The following is a 21,560-nucleotide window of genomic DNA, read 5'->3' as shown; positions in this document are numbered from 1 at the left end:
GACCGACGACCGTGACTCCCCAGTACGGAGCCCCCATGCGAAGTTTCGCAGTGAAGGCCGCCACCCTGCACTCCCCCGCCCGACAACGCCGCAGGCACCTCGCTCGTGCCTCGGCCGCCGTCCTCGTCGCACTGGCCGCGACCGCCGCGTTGCAGGAACCGGCGAGCGCCACCCTGCCCGGCACCGACCCCCAGCTCACCCGGGCGCCCTACCTCACCGACCTCGGCACCGCCAGGGTGCAGGTCAACTGGGCCACCAGCACCCAGAGCCGAGGGATCGTCAAGTACGGGCCGATCGGCAACTGCACCGCCAACACGGTGCAGTCGGCCACCCTGGGCTCGCCGACCACCATCAACGGCGTGCGCGAGTACACCAACTCGGTCGCCGTCACCGGGCTCGCGGCCGACACCCAGTACTGCTACCGGGTCTACACCGGCGGCACCCCCCAGACCGACCTGCTGGGCACCAACCCCTCCCCCGCCTTCACCACGCTGCAGGCTGCCGGCGGGGCGGCCCCGGTCACCTTCGCCGCGTTCGGCGACTGGGGTGACACCACCAACCACGGCGTCAACGACGGTTCCGTCAACGAGGGTCAGGCCGACCTGGACCAGGTGCTCGCCAACAGCGGCGTGCGGTTCGCCGTCACCACCGGGGACGTGGCCTACCCGGGCGGTACGCCCACCAACTACGGCGACGTCAACCAGACCGGCGTGAACATCAGCGCCGTCTTCGGCCCGCAGTACTGGGCCGTGCCGGGCCAGCGCATCCCGTACTTCTCGATCAACGGCAACCACGGCCGCAACCAGACCCTCCTGACCACCTGGCCGGAGAGCGCCGTCGCCGCCGCGTCGGGCGGCAAGTACCAGATGGAGGACTACAGCTCCTTCCTGGGCTCGACCCCGGCGTCGTACCCCTCGACCTGGTACGCCTTCAGCACCGGCAACGTGCGCATGTACATGCTGGACGCGTCCTGGAGCGACACCAACACCGGGTCGGCGACCGGCGGCGCCTGCGGGTCGCGCTGCGCGCTCTACGAGGTCGACCACGCCGCGCACTGGACGACGTCGTCGCCGGAGTACCAGTGGCTGGCGCAGGACCTGGCCGCCCACCCCGGCGGCATCAAGATCGCCGCGTTCCACTTCCCGCTGCGCTCCGACGACTCCACCGAGCCGGACGACCCGTACCTGAAGTACACGCCGGGCAGCTCGGGCACCCTGGAGCAGCTGCTGCACGACAACGGCGTCAACCTGGTCCTCAACGGCCACGCCCACATCTACCAGCGCAACATCGCCCCGCCCGGCGGTGTCATCAGCTACGTCACCGGAGGCGGCGGCGCCAAGCCGAGCGGTCTCGGCGGCGCGGGCTGCTCCTCCACCGACGCCTACGCGATCAGCTGGTCGTACTCCTCGAACCGGGGACGCGCCTGTGGTGCCGCCTCGCCCCCGTCCTCGGACCTCCAGGTGTTCCACTTCCTCAAGATCACCGTCAACGGCAGTGTCGTGACCGTCGCGCCGACCAACTCGCAGGGCCAGGTCTTCGACCAGCAGACCTACGACTTCGGCGCGGACGGCACCGCGCCGTCGCAGCCGCTCGCGGTGACGGCCACGCGCATGCCGGGACAGAACATCTGGGTGCACTGGATCTCGTCCTCCGACAACAAGCGGGTGGCGGCGTACGACGTGTACCGCAACGGCACCTACCTGACCTCGGTGCCGGCCGGGACGAACTCCTACAGCGACGCCGGGACCCTGTGCCGCCGCGGCACCACCTACCGGGTGGTCGCCCGTGACCTCGCGGGCAACACGGCGGGCAGCACCACGCAGGCTATGTGCTGACCCTTCGCCGGTGCCGCAGTACGGCGGCACCGGCGATCAGTGCGGCGGGCCCGGTGAGGCCCGCCGTCAGCAGGACGATCCGCCCGGCGCCGTGCGCGACCGGGCCGTCGCTGGAGTCGACGGCCGGTCCCGCCGGCGCCGGCGCCGTCCCGCCGCGCAGTTCGCGCAGGATCCGCAGATAGCGGGTGCCGAAGGCGCGGCTCGGTTCGACGTGGGTGTTCTCGCTGAACTCGTTCCAGCTGATCAGGCCCAGCACATCGGGGGCCGAGCGGATCGCGGCGCCGTACTCGGCGCGCAGGGTGGCCCCGTCGCGGCGCGGGACCGCGCCGGTGCCGCCGACGAGACGGGCGTCGAAGCCGGGCGCGAACGGCGCGACCCAGTAGTGGCCGTCTGCGTGCACGGCGTCCGCCATCGCGCGGAGCTTCGCCGCGCTCCCCCGCTGCGTGTACGGGTCGACGGACGACCAGTAGTACGCGTCGCCGTCGGTGACGTCGGCCAGCCGCCGGTAGCCGGCGACGTTCTTCTCCGAGGCGAGCACGAGCAGGTCGCCGCGTACGTCCGAGGTGATGCGGGCGACCTCCTGGTGGGAGAACTTCCAGGTGCCGCTGAGGATCGTGAGCGGCTTGCCGCCCAGCCGCAGGAAGACGGGGTCGTGGGCGTACCGGTCGCGGAAGGTGCGGAAGTCCGCGCGCACCCGCTCGGCGGGCAGCGGCCGGCGGGTGAAGTCGAGGCCCTGGTAGATCATCGCGAGCCGGAAGTGCTCGGCGCGGGCGACGCTCATGAGCAGCGCGAGCCGGCGGTCGTTCTTCGGGGTGTCCTTCCAGCTGGTGATGAAGCCGTCGATGCCCGCGGCCTTCGCCTCGCGGATGTGGCGGCGGATCACGTTCGGGTCGTCGCTGGAGTAGCCGCCGAGCGCGGGCAGATCGGCCTTGGCCCGCCGCCAGGAACCGGGCTCGTACCACTGGTAGTAGTACGCCATGAGGGGCGTGGCCGGGGACGCGGAGGGGGCCGGGGCGACGCCCGGCCCGGGGGCCGCCGCGGGCGTTCCGTGTGCCGGCGCCGCGAGGCAGGGCAGGCAGCACAGCAGGCCCACGGCGGTCAGCAGGGCGAACCGGCGTCTCACGGCGAACCGAAGTCGTGCGGCGAACCGAAGTCGTGCGGCGGACCGGAGTCGTGCGGCGGACCGGAGTCGTGCGGCGGGCCCGCTCCTCACGGCGGGCCCGCCCCTGCGGGGTCGCCCGCCGGGCCGCCCCGCCCCGGCCGTGACCCTCGGCGGCCGAACGGTGAGCGGCCCGTGCGGGCTCGGCGGACCAGGACGCCCGCCACCACCAGACCGAGCAGCGGCAGGCCGATGACCAGCAGATCGAGTGTGCTGATCACGGGGGCGTTGGTGGTCATCGACCGGGACAGCTGGATCTCCTGCGTCGGGGTGAGCCCGCCGGCGCCCTTCAGCGTCACGCGGTAGTGGCCGCGCGGCAGGTCCGTGACCACCGCGGAGTGCTGCGCGCCGAGGCTGACCGTGCGCACGATGCCGCCCGGTCCGCTGATCTCGGCCCGCCGGCCGGTGGCGCCGCCGAAGAAGGCGTCGTGCGCGGTGACGGTGAGGGCGTGGAAGGGGCCGACGAAGGTGACGGTCGGCGAGGCGCACGGCGTGAAGCGCTGCCGGCCGGCGTCGGCGAGCTGCGCGCCGTCGTAGACCAGGCTCTGCAGGGAGTAGGTGACGGGCGTGAGCTGGAGGCGGCTGGTGCGGTAGACGGGCACGGTCCCGTCGAGCCAGGTGGCGCCTCGCACCGGCATCCCGGTCAGCCGTCCGGTGGAGCTCTTCACGGTCACCGTGGAGATGTGGCCGAGGTCGAGGGGTTTTCCGTACTGGTCGGTGAAGCGCGGGCTGACGGCGCAGGCGACCCGGTAGGCGGCGGTGATCGTGCGGTCGGTGCGCAGCCTCAGACCGTGCACGGTGGTGCGCTGCGCCTGGTCGGGGTCGCGCTGCCCGGTCCAGCGGACGAAGCGGTACTGGTGGTCGCCGGCGGTGACGACGGGGTTCAGCAGGCTCAGCGTCTGCGGACCGGCCGCCCGCGCGACCGTCACGGTGGCCCTGCCGTGACCGTCGCTGGTCACGACCTGCCCACCGAGCGCGAACCGCGCGCCCGCCACGGCGGGCACCGTCCGGAACGTCACGGTGACGTGCCCGTGCGGCCGCGGCCGGGGGGCCCGCGCGGCCGGCGTCGGCAGGGAGGCGGCGGCGCGTTGTACGGGGGTCTGCGCGGCGGTCCGGCCGGACCCGGCCGGCGTGCCCCGCGCCGCGGTCACCCCGGCCGGTGTGGCCGCCGCGGCCGGCGCCGCGGCGGGTCGTGCCGTGGCGGATTCCGCCGCGGCCGACGGCGCCAGGGCCAGGCCGGCCAGCAGGGCCGTCGCCGCGGCCGACAGGGAAAGGCGGAGGCGGTGCGCGGTCACTGCCGTGGGTCCTTGTCCGGAGCGTCCCCCGCGGCGCGGCGGTGGCGCGTGGAGCGTACGGCGGCCGTGACCGCCAGGGCGACGGCGACGGCGGAGGCGGCGACGTACGGGCCGTACACGGACGCCGTGTCGATCCGGCCCACGGCCCGCGACGACTGCGTGGGCAGCACCCGCGGGGCGCGCGGTGCGCGGCCGAAGTCGAAGGCCCCGGCGAGGCTGGTGGCCGTGGCGTCCCGCCGTGCGAGCGGCTTGAGCCGCCAGTTGTCCTCGACGAACCGCAGCGCGCTGGTGGGGTCCAGCACCGTGTGGTCGACCCGGCCCTGCCGGGCGTAGGGGCTCAGGAGCACCGCGGGCACCCGCAGGCCCCGGGGCCCGTCGGCGGCGCGCGGCGGTGCCACGTGGTCGTACCAGCCGCCGGAGCTGTCGTAGCTCCACAGCAGCGCGGAGTCGTCCCAGTAGCGGCTGAGCGCGAGTTGGTCGGCGACGGACCGGATGAGCTTCTGGCCGGCCGGTATCGAGCGGCCGGACCGTTCGGCTGATCCGTTGGTCGCGATGTAGGAGACCGCCGGCAGGGTGCCCTGGTCCAGGTCGCGGTAGTACTGGCGCAGGTCGGCGATGTGGCCGCGCAGCGCCGGGTCGTCGACGAACCGGGCGAAGCCGAGCAGCGGCACCCGCACCGCCTGCGTGCCGCCGGGCGTGCGGAACGTCTCGTCCGGCCGGTAGCCCTCTACGTAGAACTTCCAGCTCACGCCGGCCTGCTGGAGCCGGTCGAAGAGGGTGGGCCGGTTGCCGTAGCCGCCGACCGGGACGCCGTCGCCGCTGCCGGCGGGGGCCGCGCCGGTCACCCAGTAGACGCGCTCGGCGGCGGTGCCGTGCGGGACGGCGGAGAAGAAGCGGTCGAAGAGCACGCCGTCGCGGGCGGCCGCCCAGCTGAAGGGCAGGTCCCGTCCGTCGTAGTGGCCCATGGCGAGGGAGCCGTCGCGGCCCTGGAGGTCGTACGCGGACACGAAGCCGTTCATGCGGCCCCGGGCCAGTTGCGCGTCGATGATCGTGCGGGTGGGCGACAGGGGCGGCGGCACGGTGCCGTGCAGGGCGTACGGCCGGACGCAGCCCTGGGCCGGGTCGCGCACCGAGCGGGGCTGGCAGGCGCCGGGCGGCAGGCCGTCCGCCCCGGGGTAGGTGCCGAAGTAGTTGTCGAAGGTGCGGCCGCCCTGCAGGAGGTAGACGAAGTGCCGGATGGGCGTGGTCGGTTGGGGCTCGGAGTCGGCGCGGGCGACGGCGGCCGGGGCCAGCAGGCCGAGCAGGGCGGCGGCGACGGCGAGCAGTCGGGCGGTCCTCATGGCGTACGCACCTTGTAGATCACGACGGTCTCGCGGTCGGCGTGGGCGCCGCCGGGCCCGGTGCGGATCCGTTCGACGCCGGTGTACACGACGATGCCGTGGAACTTGTCCGCCAGCTTGCGCATCTTCTCGCCGTAGAACGGGGAGCGGGCGGCGGTGTAGGAGTCCCACACGACGTACTGGAACTGTCCGGTGCGCAGCGCCCGGTCGGGGTTGGGCACCGGCACGTAGGCGGGGTTGTGGTGCAGCGCGCTGCCGCTGACGGAGAGCGCGGACACCCCGCGGTGGCCGTAGAACTGCAGGACGTTGGCGAGGGACGGTCCGGCCGCGAGCAGCCGGCCGCCCTCGGGGACGTTGGCGCGCACCCAGTGGCCGGCCTCGCGGCCGCCGGGCAGTCCGCCGGTGCCGGCGAGGAGGGCTCCGGTGGGCGCGGGGTCGATGCGCGCGGCGGCGGGCACGGCGAGGGAGGCGGCGGCGCCGAGGCAGAGCAGGACGGAGGCCGCGGGGGCGGCCCAGCGGGGCCAGGAGGCGCGGCGCGGCAGCCGGGCGACGGCGGCGAGGGTCCGGCCGGCGAGCACGGCGAGCGGCGGGGCGATGGGCAGCAGGTACTGGTAGCCCTTGACGGGCCACAGGTCGAAGAAGAACACCGGCGCGGCCATCCACCACAGCAGCAGCGACTCCCGCCAGCCGTGCTGCCGGCGCAGCCACACCAGGCCGATCAGGGCGGCCGCGAGCACGGCCCAGCCGAGGGCGCCGGGCACGGTGGTCGCGTAGAACCACGGGTGGTGGTTGGCGCGGCGGAACAGCTGCCACAGGACGTAGTCCTGGCCGCCCTGGTGGTGTCCGGCCAGGATCACCGCCAGCGGGAACGCCGCCATGACGACGATCATGACGCCGGTGGCGTACAGCAGGTGCCGTGGCCGCACGGGGACGCCCCGGGTGAACACGAAGAACGCGATCAGCCCGAGGACCATCACCAGCCCGGTCTCCTTGGCCAGGACGGTGGCGCCGAGCGCGGCGCCCGCGGCGAGCAGCCAGGGCAGGCGCTCGGTCTGGACGTAGCGGACGACGGCGTACAGGGCGCCGGTGGCGCACAGGGTCAGCAGTCCGTCGAGCAGCACCTGGCGGCTGACGACGACGTGGTACGGCATGACGGCCAGCAGCAGCGCGGCGGCCAGGGCGGCACGCCGGCCGTACAGCCGCCGCGCCAGCAGATAGGTGAGGGCCACGCAGGCGACGCCGATCAGCGCGGTCACCACGCGGGCGGAGAAGTCGTCGATGCCGCGCCCGGGGACGATCGACAGGAGGGTCGGCAGCAGCAGCGGGTGGGCGCGGAAGACCGGGAAGAACTGCTGGAGGGTCGGGTCGCCGGCCAGGGAGGCGGCGGTTCCGGTGTAGACGGCCTCGTCGCTGTTGAAGCCGGTGGCGTCCAGCGCCCAGAACCGCAGGACGGCGGCCAGGGCGAGGACGGCGGTGAGGGGCAGGGCCGCGCGCAGGCGTTCCGGGGTGGGGCGGTACGCCGCCGCCGTCCGCCGGACGGTGGCGGAACGGGTACGGCGGTCCTGGCCGGGTGGGGCGTCCGGGCCGACCCGGACGGACTCCGGGACGGCGAGGAGGGCCGGGAAGCGGGGGCGGATCACGGGGGGCCTCCGGCACGGGGGGTGCGGGTGCCGCCCGACAGGGCGAGCGGGGAGTCGAACTGCCAGTCCCAGTGGGGCTGTTCGGGACGGTGGCCGTCGGGCAGCGGGATGCCGTCGAGCCGCTCCCGGCCCAGCAGGGCGGGGATCTCGTCGGCCCAGCCGAAGCAGTCGGAGGCCAGGGTGCGCACCCGGATCCCGGACAGGAACCCGGCGAGGATCTCGCGTTCCCTGACCCGGAGCCGGGTGTGGTCGAGGCCGTCGATGGTGAGCGCGGGCGCGAGGTAGCGGAAGGGCGGGAAGCCGTAGGCGTCCTCGGTGTTGCCCAGCAGCCGGCGCACGGCCTCCTCGTACGGCATGTCGCCGATCCCGGGGGCGCCGCGTTCGATGACGAACAGGTCGCTGACCTCGGTGGTGGTGCCGATGGTGCAGGGCACGAGCCGGTCGACGGCGTACTTGGGCGGCGGGACGAGCAACTGGGTGAGCGCGTTGATCGACATGATCGGCAGGTTGAGGCGGGCGAGGGCCAGGGCGAAGGAGCGGCCCTCCCGGGAGTGCAGCCGGCTCTGCGCGGAGAGCTTGAACCACTCCTTGGCGGTGAGGTCGTCGGCGCTCACCGCCCGCAGGGTGTGCGCGCTGATCGTGAGCGGCTTGGGGAAGCACACGGCGTGCCCGGCCGCGTCGACGAGCGTCATGTCGTCGGACAGGAAGCGTCCGCCGTGCTCGCGCAGCAGCCGCAGGACGGTGGCGGTCTTGCCGGTGTCGGTGAGCGCGGAGAGCATCACCCCGGTGCCGTCGAAGTCCAGGCAGGCGGAGTGCAGCAGCATCCAGCCGCGGGGCACGACGACGAACCGCAGCAGCGCCTCGATGATGTTGGTGTAGACGACGTGCGGGGAGCGCGCCAGCAGCGGGCTGACCTCCACGGACAGCGGGTGGCCGAGGTCGACGCGGAAGTTGGCGCCGAGGCGGCCCAGTTGCTCCTCGTAGCGCAGGCTGGCGGGCCGGCCCTGCTCGGCGCGGGTGAGTTCGGTGAGTCCGGCGCGGGGGTGCAGGCCGCGGCGCCCGATGTCGCCGACGCGTACGGCGATGTCGCACTCGCCGGGGGCCACCCACTGCGCGCGGAAGAACTCCAGTTCCGGCAGCCGGACCTGGGAGGCGATGGTGACCCGGCCCGCGATGTCGTAGCGGTGGGGCAGGTACTGGGAGCGCTTGTGCCCGCCGCGGGCGGCGGACGGGGTGCCGACCGGGGCGGCGGGGTCGACGAGGGTGCGCACAGGGTCGCGCCGGGTGTCCTCGCGGTTCTCGCGCCCGGCGCGGTAGATCAGCCGGTCGCTGAAGAGGAACCGCAGCACGAACAGCAGCACCAGGGTGAGCGCGTTGGCCGTGAGCACGCCGAGGCCGAGGCCGATCAGCCAGGCCAGGACCGGCAGCCGGCCGAGCAGCAGCAGGTTGTTCATCGCGAAGAAGCGGATGCCGCGGCCGGTGCGGGTGCCGTGGGTGGTGGCGCGGTAGACGAGGAGTTCGATCAGGGCGAAGTTCCAGGCCGTGGAGACCTGGGTGGCCAGGGCCGCGCCCCACAGGGGCGGGGCGTTCAGGACGTCGTGGAAGAGCCACAGCGCGGCGGTGTTGACGCCGATGCCGCTCAGCCCGATGAGCCCGAAGGCGAGGAGCCGGCCGAGGGCGCCGGCGCGGCTGCCGGGCTGCTGGTTGCGGCGCAGCCGGGCGAGGTGGCGCAGGTAGGTGATGCCCTCGCGCAGCGAGGCCTTGGAGCGGCCGGCGGCACGGGGTGCGAAGGTGTACGCGACCTCGGCGACGCGGGCGGACGGATGGCGGACGAGGATCTCCAGCAGGATCTTGAAGCCGAGCGGGTTCAGCCGGTCGAGGTCGATGCGGTCCGTGCGGAAGGCGAACAGCCCGCTCATCGGGTCCGTGACGGTGGCGAGCCGGCGCGGGAAGAACGCCTTGGCGAGCAGGGCGCTGCCGGAGGAGACCAGGGAGCGGGTGACGCCGTCCAGGCCGCCGCTGGAGCCGGTTCCGGCGCGCCGGGTGCCGACGACGACGTCGGCGTCGTGCCCGAGGGCGGTCCGGGCGAGGGCGGCCGCGGCCTCGGGCGGGTGCTGCAGGTCGGCGTCCATGACCAGCACCCAGGTGCCGAGCGCGTACCGCGCGCCGGCGATGACCGCGCCCGAGAGGCCGCCCGCGCGCTGTCCCGGCGGGCGGTGCAGCAGCCGCACGGGCAGGGGGCAGCGCGCCGCGCGGGCCGCGGCCACGGCGGGTGTGTCGTCGTCGCTGTCGTCGACGAAGAGGATTTCCGCGTCGAGCGCGGCGAATTCGGGACTCAGCGCGTCCAGCAGGAGGGGGACGACTTCTCGTTCGTTTCTGGTGGGGACGAGCACGGTCAGCCGGGGCGCCGTCGATGTCGCGGTTTCGTTGAGGGACACACACGGCCGACTGGTGTGCGGGATGCCGACGAGGTCCATCGCAGCCTCCTGGCCTGGGACGATTCGTCCTCGGCGCGCTCGTAGGCGGAGACGCCCGCGTCTCCCGCTCGTACGTTTACGCCGTAAATATACGAGCCATTCTGTGCACATCGTGTCCTCCGGGGCAAGGCCGGACAAAAACGAGTTGAATGAAGCGTAAATTAGCGGCGATAAATGAAGCTTTAATTAGCGCTGATAAACCGGGCTTTCGCCTGCTGCGATACCGGATTTCGCGGGGGTCGGCGCCGATGCGGATTTTTTCCCCAGGCGCGCGCCGCCGCGTGCGCCGCGGCCGTGACGACCCCCGCCGCAGCCAGCCCAGTGGCGAGGTCGCGGGGACGCGCGGGGCGCAGGACGCCGGCGCGGCGCAGGCGGCCGCGGGCCCACAGCGTGAAGGGGACGACGAGCAGGGGCGAGGTGGCGGCGCCGGGGGTGTAGCCGCGCACGGCGGCGGCCTGGGCCAGGTGCACCAGGCCGTGCAGGCCGAAACCGTCGAGGGTGGCCCGGTAGAACGCCGAGCGCCCGCCGGTGGCGTGGCCCGCGGCCGACGCGGCGGCGACGCAGACGCCGACGAACGCGACGGCGAGCGGGAACTCCCGCTCGTCGACGGCCTCCAGCTGCCGCCAGGCCCGCTCGGGCACCGCCGGGAACCGCTCGCGCAGCCGGGGCAGGCTGCGCCGGACCCAGCGCGGGCCGGCCGCCAGCTCCTCCGCGTCGTGCAGCGCCCAGGCGGCGAACAGGCCGGCGGTCACCCAGGCGGACAGCTTTTCATCGTCCGGTGAATTATTCACACCGGTGATTCTGCTACAGCCCGGCGATCTTGTTCCAGCGTTTGGCGAACTCCACCCGCTCCTGCGCGGTGACGTCCCGGGCGGTGGCCAGGCGGCGGCGCATCGCGGCGTCCGGGAAGATCAGCGGGTCGTCGGCGAGGGCCGCGGTGTCCGCGTCGGAGGAGGACGCCAGCACCTCCCGGGCGGCCGGGACCGGGCAGACGTAGGTGACCCAGGCGGCCAGCTCGGCGGCGACCTCGGGCCGGTAGTAGTGGTCGATCAGCCGCTCGGCGTTGGCCTTGTGCCGGGCCAGGTCGGGCACCATCAACGACTCGGCCCACAGCTCGGCGCCCTCCTCGGGGACGACGAACTCGATGTCCGGGTTGTCGGCGCGCAGCTGGACGACGTCGCCGGAGTACGCCTGACAGGCCAGGACGTCGCCGCCGACCAGGTCCTTGGTGTAGTCGTTGCCGGTGAAGCGGCGGATCTGGCCGCGCCGCACCTGCGCCTCGACCTGGTCGCACACCCGGTGGAAGTCGTCCGCCGTCCAGCGGGTGATGTCGACGCCGTTGCCCAGCATCAGCAGCGCGAAGGCCTCGTCGAGGCCGGACAGCAGGGTGACCCGGCCGCGCAGGTCGTCGGCCCACAGATCGGAGACGTGCCGTATCTCACGGCCGAGCTTGCGGCGGTTGTAGGCGATGCCGGTGATGCCGGACTGCCACGGCACGGTGAACCTGCGGCCCGGGTCGAAGGCGGGCGAGCGCAGCAGCGGGTCCAGGTGGCGCTCGACGTGGGGCATTCGGGCGGCGTCCAGCTCCTGCACCCAGCCCAGCCGGACGAAGCGCGCGCACATCCAGTCGCTGATGACGACGAGGTCGCGGCCGGTGGGCTGGTGGTTCATCAGAGCGGGGCTGATCTTGCCGAAGAACTCGTCGTTGTCGTTGATCTCCTCGACGTAGTCGACGGCGATGCCGCTCCGCTTCTCGAACGCCTCCAGGGTGGGCCTGCGGCTGGGGTGGTCGTCGTCGGTGTCGATGTACAGCGGCCAGTTCGACCACGTCAGCCGCTTGTCGCGGGCCGAGGTGTCGGCGGCGGCGCGGTCGCCGGGCGGGACGTAGGCGGCGGGCACCCCGCAGCCGGCGAGCGCGCAGAGCACGGCGGTGCCGCCGAGGGCGCGCAGCAGGGAACGGCGGGAGAGAGGACGGCGTGGGAGGGGCATGGGCGCAGCATGGGCCCCGGCGGCACACGTGATCAATTGACGCCGCGTCGAGTGGTGCCCCGCAGGCCCGACACCTTGTCGACCACGGGCCGACGCCGGACGCACCGCGGCCCCGGACGGTCCGTCCTCCGTCCGGGGCCGCGAGTCATGGCGTGAGGCCGCGCCGGCCTCAGCGCACCCGCCGGGCCGGCGTCACGCGTCCAGGGACGTCATGACGTGCTTGATGCGGGTGTAGTCCTCGAAGCCGTAGGCCGACAGGTCCTTGCCGTAGCCGGACTTCTTGAAGCCGCCGTGCGGCATCTCGGCGACCAGCGGGATGTGGGTGTTGATCCACACGCAGCCGAAGTCGAGCTTCTTGGACATCCGCATGGCGCGGCCGTGGTCCTTGGTCCACACCGAGGAGGCCAGGGCGTACTCGACGCCGTTGGCCCACTCGACGGCCTGGTCCTCGTCCGCGAAGGACTGGACGGTGATGACGGGGCCGAAGACCTCGTTCTGGATGATCTCGTCGTCCTGCTTGAGGCCGGAGACGACGGTGGGCGCGTAGAAGTAGCCCTGGTCGCCGACGCGCTTGCCGCCGGCCTCCACGCGCGCGTGGGCGGGCAGCCGCTCGATGAAGCCCTCGACCTGCTTGAGCTGGTTGGGGTTGTTCAGCGGGCCGAAGAGCACGTCCTCGTCGTCCGGCTGCCCCGTCTTGGTCTCGGAGGCGGCCTTGGCGAGCGCGGAGACGAACTCGTCGTGGATCGACTCGTGCACGAGCACGCGCGTGGCGGCCGTACAGTCCTGGCCGGCGTTGAAGAAGCCCGCCACGGAGATGTCCTCGACGGCCTTGGCGATGTCGGTGTCCTCGAAGACCACGACCGGGGCCTTGCCGCCCAGCTCCAGGTGGACGCGCTTGACGTCCTTGGCGGCGGATTCGGCCACCGACATGCCGGCGCGGACCGAGCCGGTGATGGAGGCCATCGCCGGGGTCGGGTGCTCGACCATCATGCGGCCGGTCTCGCGGTCGCCGCAGACGACGTTGAAGACGCCCTTGGGCAGGATCTCGCCGAGGATCTCGGCGATCAGCACGGTGGAGGCGGGAGTGGTGTCCGACGGCTTCAGCACCACGGTGTTGCCCGCGGCGATCGCCGGGGCGAACTTCCACACGGCCATCATCATCGGGTAGTTCCACGGCGCGACCTGCGCGCAGACACCGACCGGCTCACGGCGGATGATCGAGGTCAGCCCCTCCATGTACTCGCCGGCCGAGCGGCCCTCCAGCAGTCGCGCCGCACCCGCGAAGAAGCGGATCTGGTCGACCATCGGGGGGATCTCCTCGGAGCGGGTCAGCCCGATCGGCTTGCCCGTGTTCTCCACCTCGGCCGCGATCAGCTCCTCGGCGCGCTCCTCGAACGCGTCCGCGATCTTCAGCAGGGCCTTCTGCCGCTCGGCCGGGGTGGTGTCGCGCCAGGCCGGGAAGGCACGCGCGGCGGCCTCCATGGCGGCGTCGACGTCCGCCTGGCCGGACAGCGGCGCGGTCGCGTACGCCTCGCCCGTCGCGGGGTTGACCACCTCGGTGGTCCGTCCGTCGGCGGCGTCCCGGAACTCACCGTCGATGTAGTTGCGCAGACGACGCAGCTCGGTGCTCACTGCCGGCCCTCCAAGTTCGGGTGTCCAATCACTGAGATGCCCAGACTAATCGCTGCGCCCACGTTTTCAACACCCCTGATCCCCTCACATCTGCGAAATCCGTCGGTCTCAGAGTCGTAAACAACGAAATTCATCGATCCGGGCTTGCGGAACTGTCGAGACGTCGTGCAGAGTGAGGTCGTGGCCAGTCGAAGCGCAGACCCCAGGGACGCGAGGGACTCCCGCGAGTCCCCCCGCGACACCCCTCGCGAGTCCAGGAACGGCAGCAATCCCAACCTGGACGCCGTCTCCCTCGCCATCATCGAGCAGCTCCAGGAGGACGGCCGCAGGCCGTACGCCGCCATCGGCAAGGCCGTCGGCCTGTCCGAGGCGGCCGTGCGCCAGCGCGTCCAGAAGCTGCTCGACCAGGGCGTGATGCAGATCGTCGCCGTCACGGACCCGCTCACCGTGGGCTTCCGCCGGCAGGCGATGGTCGGGCTCCACGTCGAGGGCGACGTGGAGGCGGTGGCCGACGCGCTGACCGCCATGTCGGAAGTCGAGTACGTGGTGATGACCGCGGGCTCGTTCGACATCCTCGCGGAGATCGTCTGCGAGGACGACGACCACCTGCTGGACGTCATCAACAAACGCATCCGGGCCCTGCCCGGCGTGCGCTCCACCGAGAGCTTCGTCTACCTCAAGCTCAAGAAGCAGACCTACATGTGGGGAACCCGATAACCGTGAGCACAAAGGACCTCAGCAAGTCCGCGTACGACCACCTGTGGATGCACTTCACCCGCATGTCCTCGTACGAGAACTCCCCCGTCCCGACGATCGTCCGGGGCGAGGGCACCTACATCTACGACGACAAGGGCAAGCGCTACCTCGACGGTCTCGCCGGCCTGTTCGTGGTCCAGGCCGGTCACGGCCGCACGGAACTCGCCGAGACCGCCGCCAAGCAGGCCCAGGAGCTCGCCTTCTTCCCGGTGTGGTCCTACGCCCACCCCAAGGCCGTCGAGCTGGCCGAGCGGCTGGCCAACGAGGCCCCGGGCGACCTGAACAAGGTCTTCTTCACCACCGGCGGCGGCGAGGCCGTCGAGACCGCGTGGAAGCTCGCCAAGCAGTACTTCAAGCTGGTCGGCAAGCCCACCAAGTACAAGGTCATCTCCCGCGCGGTCGCCTACCACGGCACCCCGCAGGGCGCCCTGTCCATCACGGGTCTGCCCGGCCTGAAGGCCCCGTTCGAGCCCCTCGTGCCGGGTGCGCACAAGGTCCCGAACACCAACATCTACCGCGCGCCGCTCTTCGGCGACGACCCCGAGGCCTTCGGCCGCTGGGCCGCCGACCAGATCGAGCAGCAGATCCTCTTCGAGGGCCCCGACACCGTCGCCGCGGTCTTCCTGGAGCCCGTGCAGAACGCCGGCGGCTGCTTCCCGCCGCCCCCCGGCTACTTCCAGCGCGTGCGCGAGATCTGCGACCAGTACGACGTGCTGCTCGTCTCCGACGAGGTCATCTGCGCCTTCGGCCGCCTCGGCACCACGTTCGCCTGCGACAAGTTCGGCTACGTGCCGGACATGATCACCTGCGCCAAGGGCATGACCTCGGGCTACTCCCCGATCGGCGCGTGCATCGTCTCCGACCGCCTGGCCGAGCCGTTCTACAAGGGCGACAACACCTTCCTGCACGGCTACACCTTCGGCGGCCACCCGGTCTCGGCGGCCGTGGGCCTGGCCAACCTCGACCTGTTCGAGCGCGAGGGCCTCAACCAGCACGTGCTGGACAACGAGGGCGCCTTCCTGAAGACCCTGCAGAAGCTGCACGACCTGCCGATCGTCGGCGACGTCCGCGGCAACGGCTTCTTCTACGGCATCGAGCTCGTGAAGGACAAGAACACCAAGGAGTCCTTCAACGAGGAGGAGACCGAGCGCGTCCTGTACGGCTTCCTCTCCAAGGCGCTGTTCGACAACGGCCTGTACTGCCGTGCCGACGACCGCGGCGACCCGGTCATCCAGCTCGCCCCGCCGCTGATCTCCACGCAGGAGACGTTCGACGAGATCGAGCAGATCCTGCGCGCGACGCTCACGGAGGCGTGGACGAAGCTGTGACCGGACGGACGGCCCGCGCCGTCCCGACGGCAGCGGCCGGCCGGCGGCCCTCACCGCCGTGCCGGCCGCGGATCCTCCGAGGGCGCTGATCGGTCCTCCTGCCGATCTTCCTTCTGGATGATCATCCCGGCCCCGGTGCCGCCCGTTCGAGTGAGAAACGGGCGCCCGGGGCCGCGTGCTGTCCGGGCTCCCGCCGGGAGCTGCCTAGCGTGCCAGTGACCGATCGGCCCCGCCTTCGTTCCCCCGCACGGGGGAATGGCACGGGAACTACGGATCTGACACGAGGTGTACGCCCATGGAGGCCCCGCCGGACAACGACGTGCTCTGGGCACGCTCCCTGCACTTCACGCACAGCGACGGATCCCCGGCGCTGCAAGGGGTCTCCCTCGGCGTGCGCGAGGGCGAGATCCTCGCCGTCGGCGGCCCGCGCGGCAGCGGCAAGACGACCCTGCTGCGCTGCCTGTCCGGCCTCACCCCCGCCCAGCGCGGCGAGGTGTGGTTCAACAGCGTGCCGATCCACACCATGGGGCCCCTGAGCCGCGAACGGCTGCGCCGCGACCGCTTCGGCTGGATCGACCCGGCGCCGCTGCTGGTCCCCGAGCTGAACATCTGGGAGAACGCCGCCCTCCCGCTGATGCTGCGCGGCGTCAGCCGGCGCCGCGCCAAGGTCGCCGCCACCGAGTGGCTGGAACGCGTCGACATCGGCGACAAGGCCCGCCGCCGGCCGCACGAGCTGACCCAGGCCGAGCGGCAACGCGCCTGCATCGCCCGCGCTCTCGCCCCGGCGCCCGCCGTCCTCTTCGCCGACGAGCCCACCGCACCCCTGCACCGCGCCGACCGCGCCCACGTGCTGCGCACCCTCACCACCGCCGCCCGCTCGCACGGCATCACCGTCGTCCTCGCCACCGCCGACCCGGAGACGGCCGCGCTCGCCGACCGCACGGTGTCGCTGCTCGACGGGCGCCGGGTCAAGACGGTGCACCTCCCGCCGGTCACCGAGACGGAAGGCCGGACCGCGTGGTCGCTCTCCGTCTGACCCGCGGCGCCCACCCGGCCGTCCACCTGCGCCGCCTGCTGGTCGCGGCGGCGTCGGGCGGCACCGGCTTCCTGCTCCTGTGCTCCCTCGGCTACGCCCTCGGCCACCCCGGCGCCTCCCCGTCGGCCCTGCTGCTGCGCCTGGCCTGGTGCGTGGTGCCGCTGGCCGCCGCGGTGTGGCTGGCCCTCGCCGTCGCCCGCACCGACCCCGCGACGAAACCGCGCCCCGGCCTGTCCGCCGTGGGCCTGGGCCCGGCCCGCCTGATGGCGATCTCGGCCCTGACGACGGCGCTGTCCACCGCGCTGGGCTCGACGCTGGCCCTGCTGGTCTTCCTGCACCTGCGCGGCGACCTCACCGGCATGCCGTTCGACGGCGCGGCGTCCTCGTTCCTCGCCGCCGACCGGCCCCTGCCCGTCCCGGCGGCGCTGACCCTGCTGGCCATCCTCCCGGCGACGGCCGCGGCGGCGGTGGCCCTGTCCCGGCGCCCCCGCGAGCCGTACCGCCCGTACCACGCCCGCCGGTACGGCCGCTTCGGGGCGTACAGCAGGACCGTGGTCCGGGAGACGTTCGGCGCGTACGGCCGGTTCGGCGCCCACCTGCGCACCGCCGAGCGGCCCGCTCCCGCCGGCGCCGGGACCGCGGAGGGCTCCCGCCCCGTCCCGCAGTCCGCGAGGAGCCTCGTCACCACCTCCGCCCCTGCGGGCGCCGACCACCAGCCGGCGGGCGGCGGGGCCGACCTCCACAGCGCGACGGACGGCGCCCACGACACCCCGGGCCCACGGACCGCGGCGGACGGCGCGCCGGACACCCCGGCCGGACCGCCCCGGCCCGCCACGGCGGCCAACCCGACGGCCGCGCTCCCCTGGGGCATCACCCTCCTCGCCGCCGGTCTCGCCACCGAGGCGTACGCGACCCGCACCTCGGACGCCGCGACGCTGCTCATGCCCAGCGGCCTGCACGCCGGGCCCGCCGCCGTCCTCCTCGGCTGGCTCCTGACCGCCGTCGGACTCGCCCTGGCCGGCCCCGGCCTCACCCACCTCACGGGCCGTCTGCTGCAAGCCGCGCGCCCCGGCGCCCTGCGCCTGCTCGCCGGGCGGGTGCTGATGGCGGAGGCGGGCCGGATCGGCCGCCCGCTCGGCGTCGTCTGCGCCGTGGCCTCGGCCGCGTTCGCCGTCACCGTGCTGCGCGACCCCGGCTCCCCCGCCCTCGGCCCGCTGACCACCCTGGGCGCATCCGTCGTCGCCGGCTGCACGGTGGGCACGCTGCTCACCGCCGCGGTGGAGGCGCGCCAGGACCGCGCCGACACCGTCGCCGCCCTGCTCCGCCTCGGCGCCCCGGCGACCATGCTGCGCTCGGCGGCGGCACTGCGCGCGGCCGCGCTGCTGGCCGTGTTCGGCCCCCTCACGCTGCTGGTCGCGGAGTTGGCGGCGCTGCCCCTGACCCGCTGAGCCGCTGAGCCGCGGCCGAACGACCCGCTCGGCCCCGGGCGGAACGACCCGCTCGGCCCGGGCCGAACGACCCGCCGGCCTTGGGCCGTTGCCCCGCTGGGCCGCGGCCGAAAAAAAGATCAGTGCCCACCGATGAGTTCCGCGCGGCCCCCCGGTCTACCCCCTCGACAACACCGCACCACGCACCACGGAACGGGAGAGGCCCGCATGTACCAGCAGATGATCTTCGTGAACCTGCCCGTGAACGACCTGGAGGCGTCGAAGAAGTTCTTCACCGACCTCGGCTACACGATCAACCCGCAGTTCAGCGACGACAACGCGGCCTCCGTCGTGATCAGCGACACCATCGTCGTGATGCTGCTCACCAAGCCGTTCTACGCGACCTTCACCGACAAGGAGATCGCGGACGCGACGAAGACCAGCGAGGTGCTGGTCTGTCTGAGCGCCGAGAGCCGCGCGAAGGTCGACGAGCTGGTCGACCGCGCGCTCTCGCTCGGCGGCACGGCCACCGGCAAGACGCAGGACATGGGCTTCATGTACGGCCGCGCCTTCGACGACCTCGACGGCCACACCTGGGAGGTCGTGTGGATGGACCCGGCGGCCGTCCAGGGCTGAGCCGCCCGTCCGGCGGCCGTGCCTAGCATGGGCGGGTGCATCCGACACCCGCCCAGCCGTTCGACGGCTCCCGCGCCCGTGAGATCGAGTCCCTCGCCGAGTTCGACGAGGTGGTCGCCCTCCACGGCACCCTCGCCGGTTCCCGCGTCCAGGCCGTGGACCTGACGGGCCGTACGGACGTGCTGCTGTCCGTGGACACCGCCGGCGCCGTCTTCCTCGGCTGCCCCATGGCACCCGAGGCCGCCGCCCGCGTCCGCGCGGCCGACGCCCTGGTCTTCCCGCCCGTGCCGGGCCTGCCCTTCGACCCGTACCGGGGGTTCGTCTACTCCCCCGAGGAGCTGTTCGCCGGCCTCGACGGCGGCTACGAGGCCACGCCGGACGCGCTCGCCTACGCCTGGTTCCAGCAGACCAAGGCCGACGGCGACATCTTCGCCTCCATGCTCCGCTCCCTGCACGACGACGCCGTCTCCGACGCCCTCGACGAAGTCCTCGTCGGCGCCCGGGTGGTGGGCGTCATGGGCGGCCACGCGATGGCGCGCGGGACGCGGGAGTACGCCGGTGCCGCGCGCCTGGGCCGCGAGCTGGCCCGGGCCGGGTACACCGTGGCGACCGGCGGCGGCCCCGGCGCGATGGAGGCGGCGAACCTGGGCGCGTACGCCGCGCCCTTCGACGACGAGATGCTGACCGGCGCGCTTCAACTCCTCGCCGGGGCACCGTCGTTCACGCCGTCGATCACCGACTGGGCGCGGACCGCGTTCGCGGTGCGCCGCACCTGGCCGCGCGGCGGCACCTCGATCGGCATCCCCACGTGGTTCTACGGCCATGAGCCGCCGAACCCGTTCGCCACGCACATCGCCAAGTACTTCGCCAACGCCACCCGCGAGGACGGCCTGCTGGCCCGCTCCACCGCCGGGGTGGTCTTCCTGCCGGGCGCCGCCGGCACCGTCCAGGAGATATTCGACAACGCGACGCCCAACTACTACGCCTCACGGGGCGAGCCGACACCGATGGTGCTCGTGGACCGCGCGCACTGGACCGAGCGGCTGCCGGCCTGGCCGCTCCTGCGGGCGCTCGCGCGGGACCGGGCGATGGAGGCGCGGATCGCTCTGGTCGACCGGATCGAGGAGGCGCCGGAGGCGTTGAAACGTCTCGCCGGTTAATAAGAGGGCAAAGCCAACGTCCTTGGCGGGCATATGCATTGACACTCCTTACGGGCCACTTATAAACCTGTGAGCCTCATGGGGGCGGTGTTGCCGGGTGGTTGCCCATGCATCCCTTCGGCGTCTCATCTCCCCTCCAACCCCCCGCAGTTGCATCCCGTAAAGGACAAACGTGTCCCCATCCCGCCGTACTGCCGCCCGTTCCGCGCGTGCCCTCGGTGTCGCCTCCGCCGCGGCGGCGCTCGCGCTCGGTGTCGCCGGCAACGCGCTCGCCTGCAACATCAGCGAATTCTCCGCCAAGGCCTCGTGCGAGGGTGACAAGGGTGTCATCACCGTCACCGACGTCGACGCCTCCGGCACCCCGGCCCTCGTCTCCGTCTACCTGGAGAACAACGGCAGCGACGACCACGAGGTTGGCGAGCAGACGGTCACCGGCTCGCGCGAGGGTGTGACCATCACCTTCGCCGAGGACTGGAAGCCGGGCGCCACCTACCGCGTCCACGTCCTGGCCGGCGACAAGAAGAACCCGATCGTGGACAAGGACATCACGCCGTTCCTCACCACCCCGTCGCAGGGCTGCAAGAAGGACACCCCGACGACCCCGCCGGCGACGCCGACCAAGCCGGCGCCGACCCCGTCCGCCTCCACTCCGGCGACGGACACCCCGGCCCCGTCGGCCCCCGCCAGCACCGCCCCGGCGGGCACCGTGAGCAACGCGCCGTCCCCGGCGGCCGGTGACTCCAACCTCGCCGAGACCGGTGCGAACTCCAACACCGGCCTGATCGCCGGCGTCGCGGGCGCCCTGGTCGTCCTCGGTGGCGGTGCCGTGTTCTTCGGCATGCGCCGCCGCGGGGCCAAGAGCGGCAGCTGAGCTCAGCGCCCACCCGCACCACGGCCCGTCCCCTTGCGGGGGCGGGCCGTTCGTGTGTCAGGGGCGGGCCGTTCGTGTGTCAGGGGGCGGGCCGTTCGTGTGTCAGGGGGCCGGGGGCGGCAGGCGCGGCGCGCCCGCCCCGCGGGCCGGCGGGGAGGGCGCCGGTCAGCCGAAGCTGGCGCGGCGCAGCCAGAACTCCAGCAGCTCACGCTCGCCGAGGATCTCCAGGCCGGGCGTGTCCAGGGGGATCCGGCGGTAGAAGGCGAGCAGGACGTCGGTGAGCGGGCCGCGCAGCGCCACCGTCGCCTTCTCGTGCCCGCGCCGCCAGCGCACGCCCTCCTCGGCGAGCTCCACCAGCCACTCGGCGTTCAGCCCGGCCGGGGCGTCGGTGGCGTGCAGATGGATGCTGCGCCCGTCGCCGCGCAGGTCGGCCGCCGCCTCGTGCACGCCCGCCCGCTGGATGAACTGCACGATCTGCAGCCATTCGTCGATCGCGTCGGCGGCCACCTCGGGGGCCAGTGCGTAGGACAGGCCGGCCGTCAGGGTCGCGTCGGCGCGGTGGACCGCGACCTCGTGCGTCATCCGGCGGGCCCAGAACCCGGCGGTGGACTCGCCGTTCCACGCCCACACCGGGGCGTCCGGTCCGGCCTCGCGCAGCGCCTCGGTCACCAGGGCGGCGGCCTCGGTGAGCCAGGCGCCCAGCGCGGCCGCGTCACCCGTGGCGTCCGGTCCGGCGGTGTCGGGCACCTTCTCCCAGGGGATGTTCTCCGTGGCGCGGGTGCGCACCAGCTGGTCGGTCCAGCGCAGGGCGCGTCCCACATGCCGTACGAGCTCCTCCAGCGACCAGTCCGGGCAGGTCGCCACCGTGGCGGCCGGATCGGCGCCGGAGGCCAGCACCGCCGTCAACTGCTCGGTCTGGACGGTGATTTCGTCGCAGTAGCGCTCATACGCGAGTCGGCTCATGCGGCCACCCTAGGTG

17 protein-coding genes are annotated in these 21,560 nt (G+C 73.2%); 8 read left to right on the top strand and 9 right to left on the bottom strand.

Going from position 1 to position 21,560, the window contains the following annotated elements; all coding sequences use genetic code 11:
- Positions 1-35: 35 nt before the first annotated feature.
- Positions 36-1,835, top strand: coding sequence for a metallophosphoesterase family protein (locus ACF1AL_RS30855; protein ID WP_366837292.1), 1,800 nt, complete (start codon positions 36-38; stop codon positions 1,833-1,835).
- On the opposite strand, the gene ACF1AL_RS30850 is transcribed toward ACF1AL_RS30855, so the two are convergent.
- From ACF1AL_RS30850 to ACF1AL_RS30815, 8 genes are all read right to left on the bottom strand, one after another.
- A complete protein-coding gene (locus tag ACF1AL_RS30850; RefSeq protein ID WP_391828285.1) occupies positions 1,825-2,958 on the bottom strand; it encodes an endo-1,3-alpha-glucanase family glycosylhydrolase in 1,134 nt (377 codons plus the stop codon). The genes ACF1AL_RS30855 and ACF1AL_RS30850 overlap by 11 nt on opposite strands.
- An 86-nt stretch (positions 2,959-3,044) precedes the next feature.
- The gene (locus ACF1AL_RS30845) at positions 3,045-4,289 is read right to left on the bottom strand and encodes a hypothetical protein (protein ID WP_391828283.1); all 1,245 of its coding nucleotides are present in this window, start codon (positions 4,287-4,289) and stop codon (positions 3,045-3,047) included.
- Complete coding sequence (locus ACF1AL_RS30840; RefSeq protein WP_366837289.1) at positions 4,286-5,629, bottom strand: alkaline phosphatase family protein; 1,344 nt, start codon at positions 5,627-5,629, stop codon at positions 4,286-4,288. Before ACF1AL_RS30840 ends, ACF1AL_RS30845 begins: the two co-directional genes overlap by 4 nt.
- On the bottom strand, positions 5,626-7,269 hold the full coding sequence (locus ACF1AL_RS30835) for an ArnT family glycosyltransferase (protein ID WP_391828280.1): 1,644 nt from the start codon (positions 7,267-7,269) through the stop codon (positions 5,626-5,628). Before ACF1AL_RS30835 ends, ACF1AL_RS30840 begins: the two co-directional genes overlap by 4 nt.
- Positions 7,266-9,746, bottom strand: coding sequence for a glycosyltransferase (locus ACF1AL_RS30830; protein WP_391828278.1), 2,481 nt, complete (start codon positions 9,744-9,746; stop codon positions 7,266-7,268). The genes ACF1AL_RS30835 and ACF1AL_RS30830 overlap by 4 nt, the downstream gene beginning before the upstream one ends.
- 182 nt (positions 9,747-9,928) lie before the next feature.
- On the bottom strand, positions 9,929-10,537 hold the full coding sequence (locus ACF1AL_RS30825; protein ID WP_391828276.1) for an HXXEE domain-containing protein: 609 nt from the start codon (positions 10,535-10,537) through the stop codon (positions 9,929-9,931).
- 13 nt (positions 10,538-10,550) lie between these two features.
- Positions 10,551-11,735, bottom strand: a complete 1,185-nt coding sequence (locus tag ACF1AL_RS30820; protein ID WP_391828275.1) for a spermidine/putrescine ABC transporter substrate-binding protein — start codon at positions 11,733-11,735, stop codon at positions 10,551-10,553.
- Positions 11,736-11,927: 192 nt separating this feature from the next.
- Positions 11,928-13,367, bottom strand: coding sequence for a gamma-aminobutyraldehyde dehydrogenase (locus ACF1AL_RS30815; protein ID WP_366837284.1), 1,440 nt, complete (start codon positions 13,365-13,367; stop codon positions 11,928-11,930).
- 165 nt (positions 13,368-13,532) lie between these two features.
- On the opposite strand from ACF1AL_RS30815, the gene ACF1AL_RS30810 reads away from it, so the two are divergent.
- From ACF1AL_RS30810 to ACF1AL_RS30780, 7 genes are all read left to right on the top strand, one after another.
- Positions 13,533-14,084, top strand: coding sequence for an Lrp/AsnC family transcriptional regulator (locus ACF1AL_RS30810; protein WP_391657022.1), 552 nt, complete (start codon positions 13,533-13,535; stop codon positions 14,082-14,084).
- A gap of 2 nt (positions 14,085-14,086) precedes the next feature.
- A complete protein-coding gene (locus ACF1AL_RS30805) occupies positions 14,087-15,451 on the top strand; it encodes an aspartate aminotransferase family protein (protein WP_391657023.1) in 1,365 nt (454 codons plus the stop codon).
- 295 nt (positions 15,452-15,746) lie between these two features.
- On the top strand, positions 15,747-16,487 hold the full coding sequence (locus ACF1AL_RS30800) for an ATP-binding cassette domain-containing protein (RefSeq protein WP_366837281.1): 741 nt from the start codon (positions 15,747-15,749) through the stop codon (positions 16,485-16,487).
- Entirely contained in the window at positions 16,469-17,935 is a 1,467-nt protein-coding gene (locus ACF1AL_RS30795) for a hypothetical protein (RefSeq protein WP_391828274.1), read from the top strand. Before ACF1AL_RS30800 ends, ACF1AL_RS30795 begins: the two co-directional genes overlap by 19 nt.
- Before the next feature lie 207 nt (positions 17,936-18,142).
- On the top strand, positions 18,143-18,550 hold the full coding sequence (locus ACF1AL_RS30790; protein WP_366837279.1) for a VOC family protein: 408 nt from the start codon (positions 18,143-18,145) through the stop codon (positions 18,548-18,550).
- Positions 18,551-18,585: 35 nt separating this feature from the next.
- Entirely contained in the window at positions 18,586-19,710 is a 1,125-nt protein-coding gene (locus ACF1AL_RS30785) for an LOG family protein (RefSeq protein ID WP_391819739.1), read from the top strand.
- Between the two features lie 172 nt (positions 19,711-19,882).
- Positions 19,883-20,581, top strand: coding sequence for an LAETG motif-containing sortase-dependent surface protein (locus ACF1AL_RS30780; protein WP_391698349.1), 699 nt, complete (start codon positions 19,883-19,885; stop codon positions 20,579-20,581).
- A 165-nt stretch (positions 20,582-20,746) separates the two neighbouring features.
- Here the strand turns inward: ACF1AL_RS30780 and ACF1AL_RS30775 are convergent, their stop codons facing one another.
- Positions 20,747-21,544, bottom strand: a complete 798-nt coding sequence (locus ACF1AL_RS30775; RefSeq protein WP_386584706.1) for a maleylpyruvate isomerase family mycothiol-dependent enzyme — start codon at positions 21,542-21,544, stop codon at positions 20,747-20,749.
- Positions 21,545-21,560 lie beyond the last annotated feature (16 nt).

The sequence above is a fragment of the Streptomyces sp. NPDC014801 genome (assembly GCF_043082085.1).
Taxonomy (GTDB): Bacteria; Actinomycetota; Actinomycetes; order Streptomycetales; family Streptomycetaceae; genus Streptomyces.
This window is presented reverse-complemented; position numbering and strand designations above follow the sequence as displayed.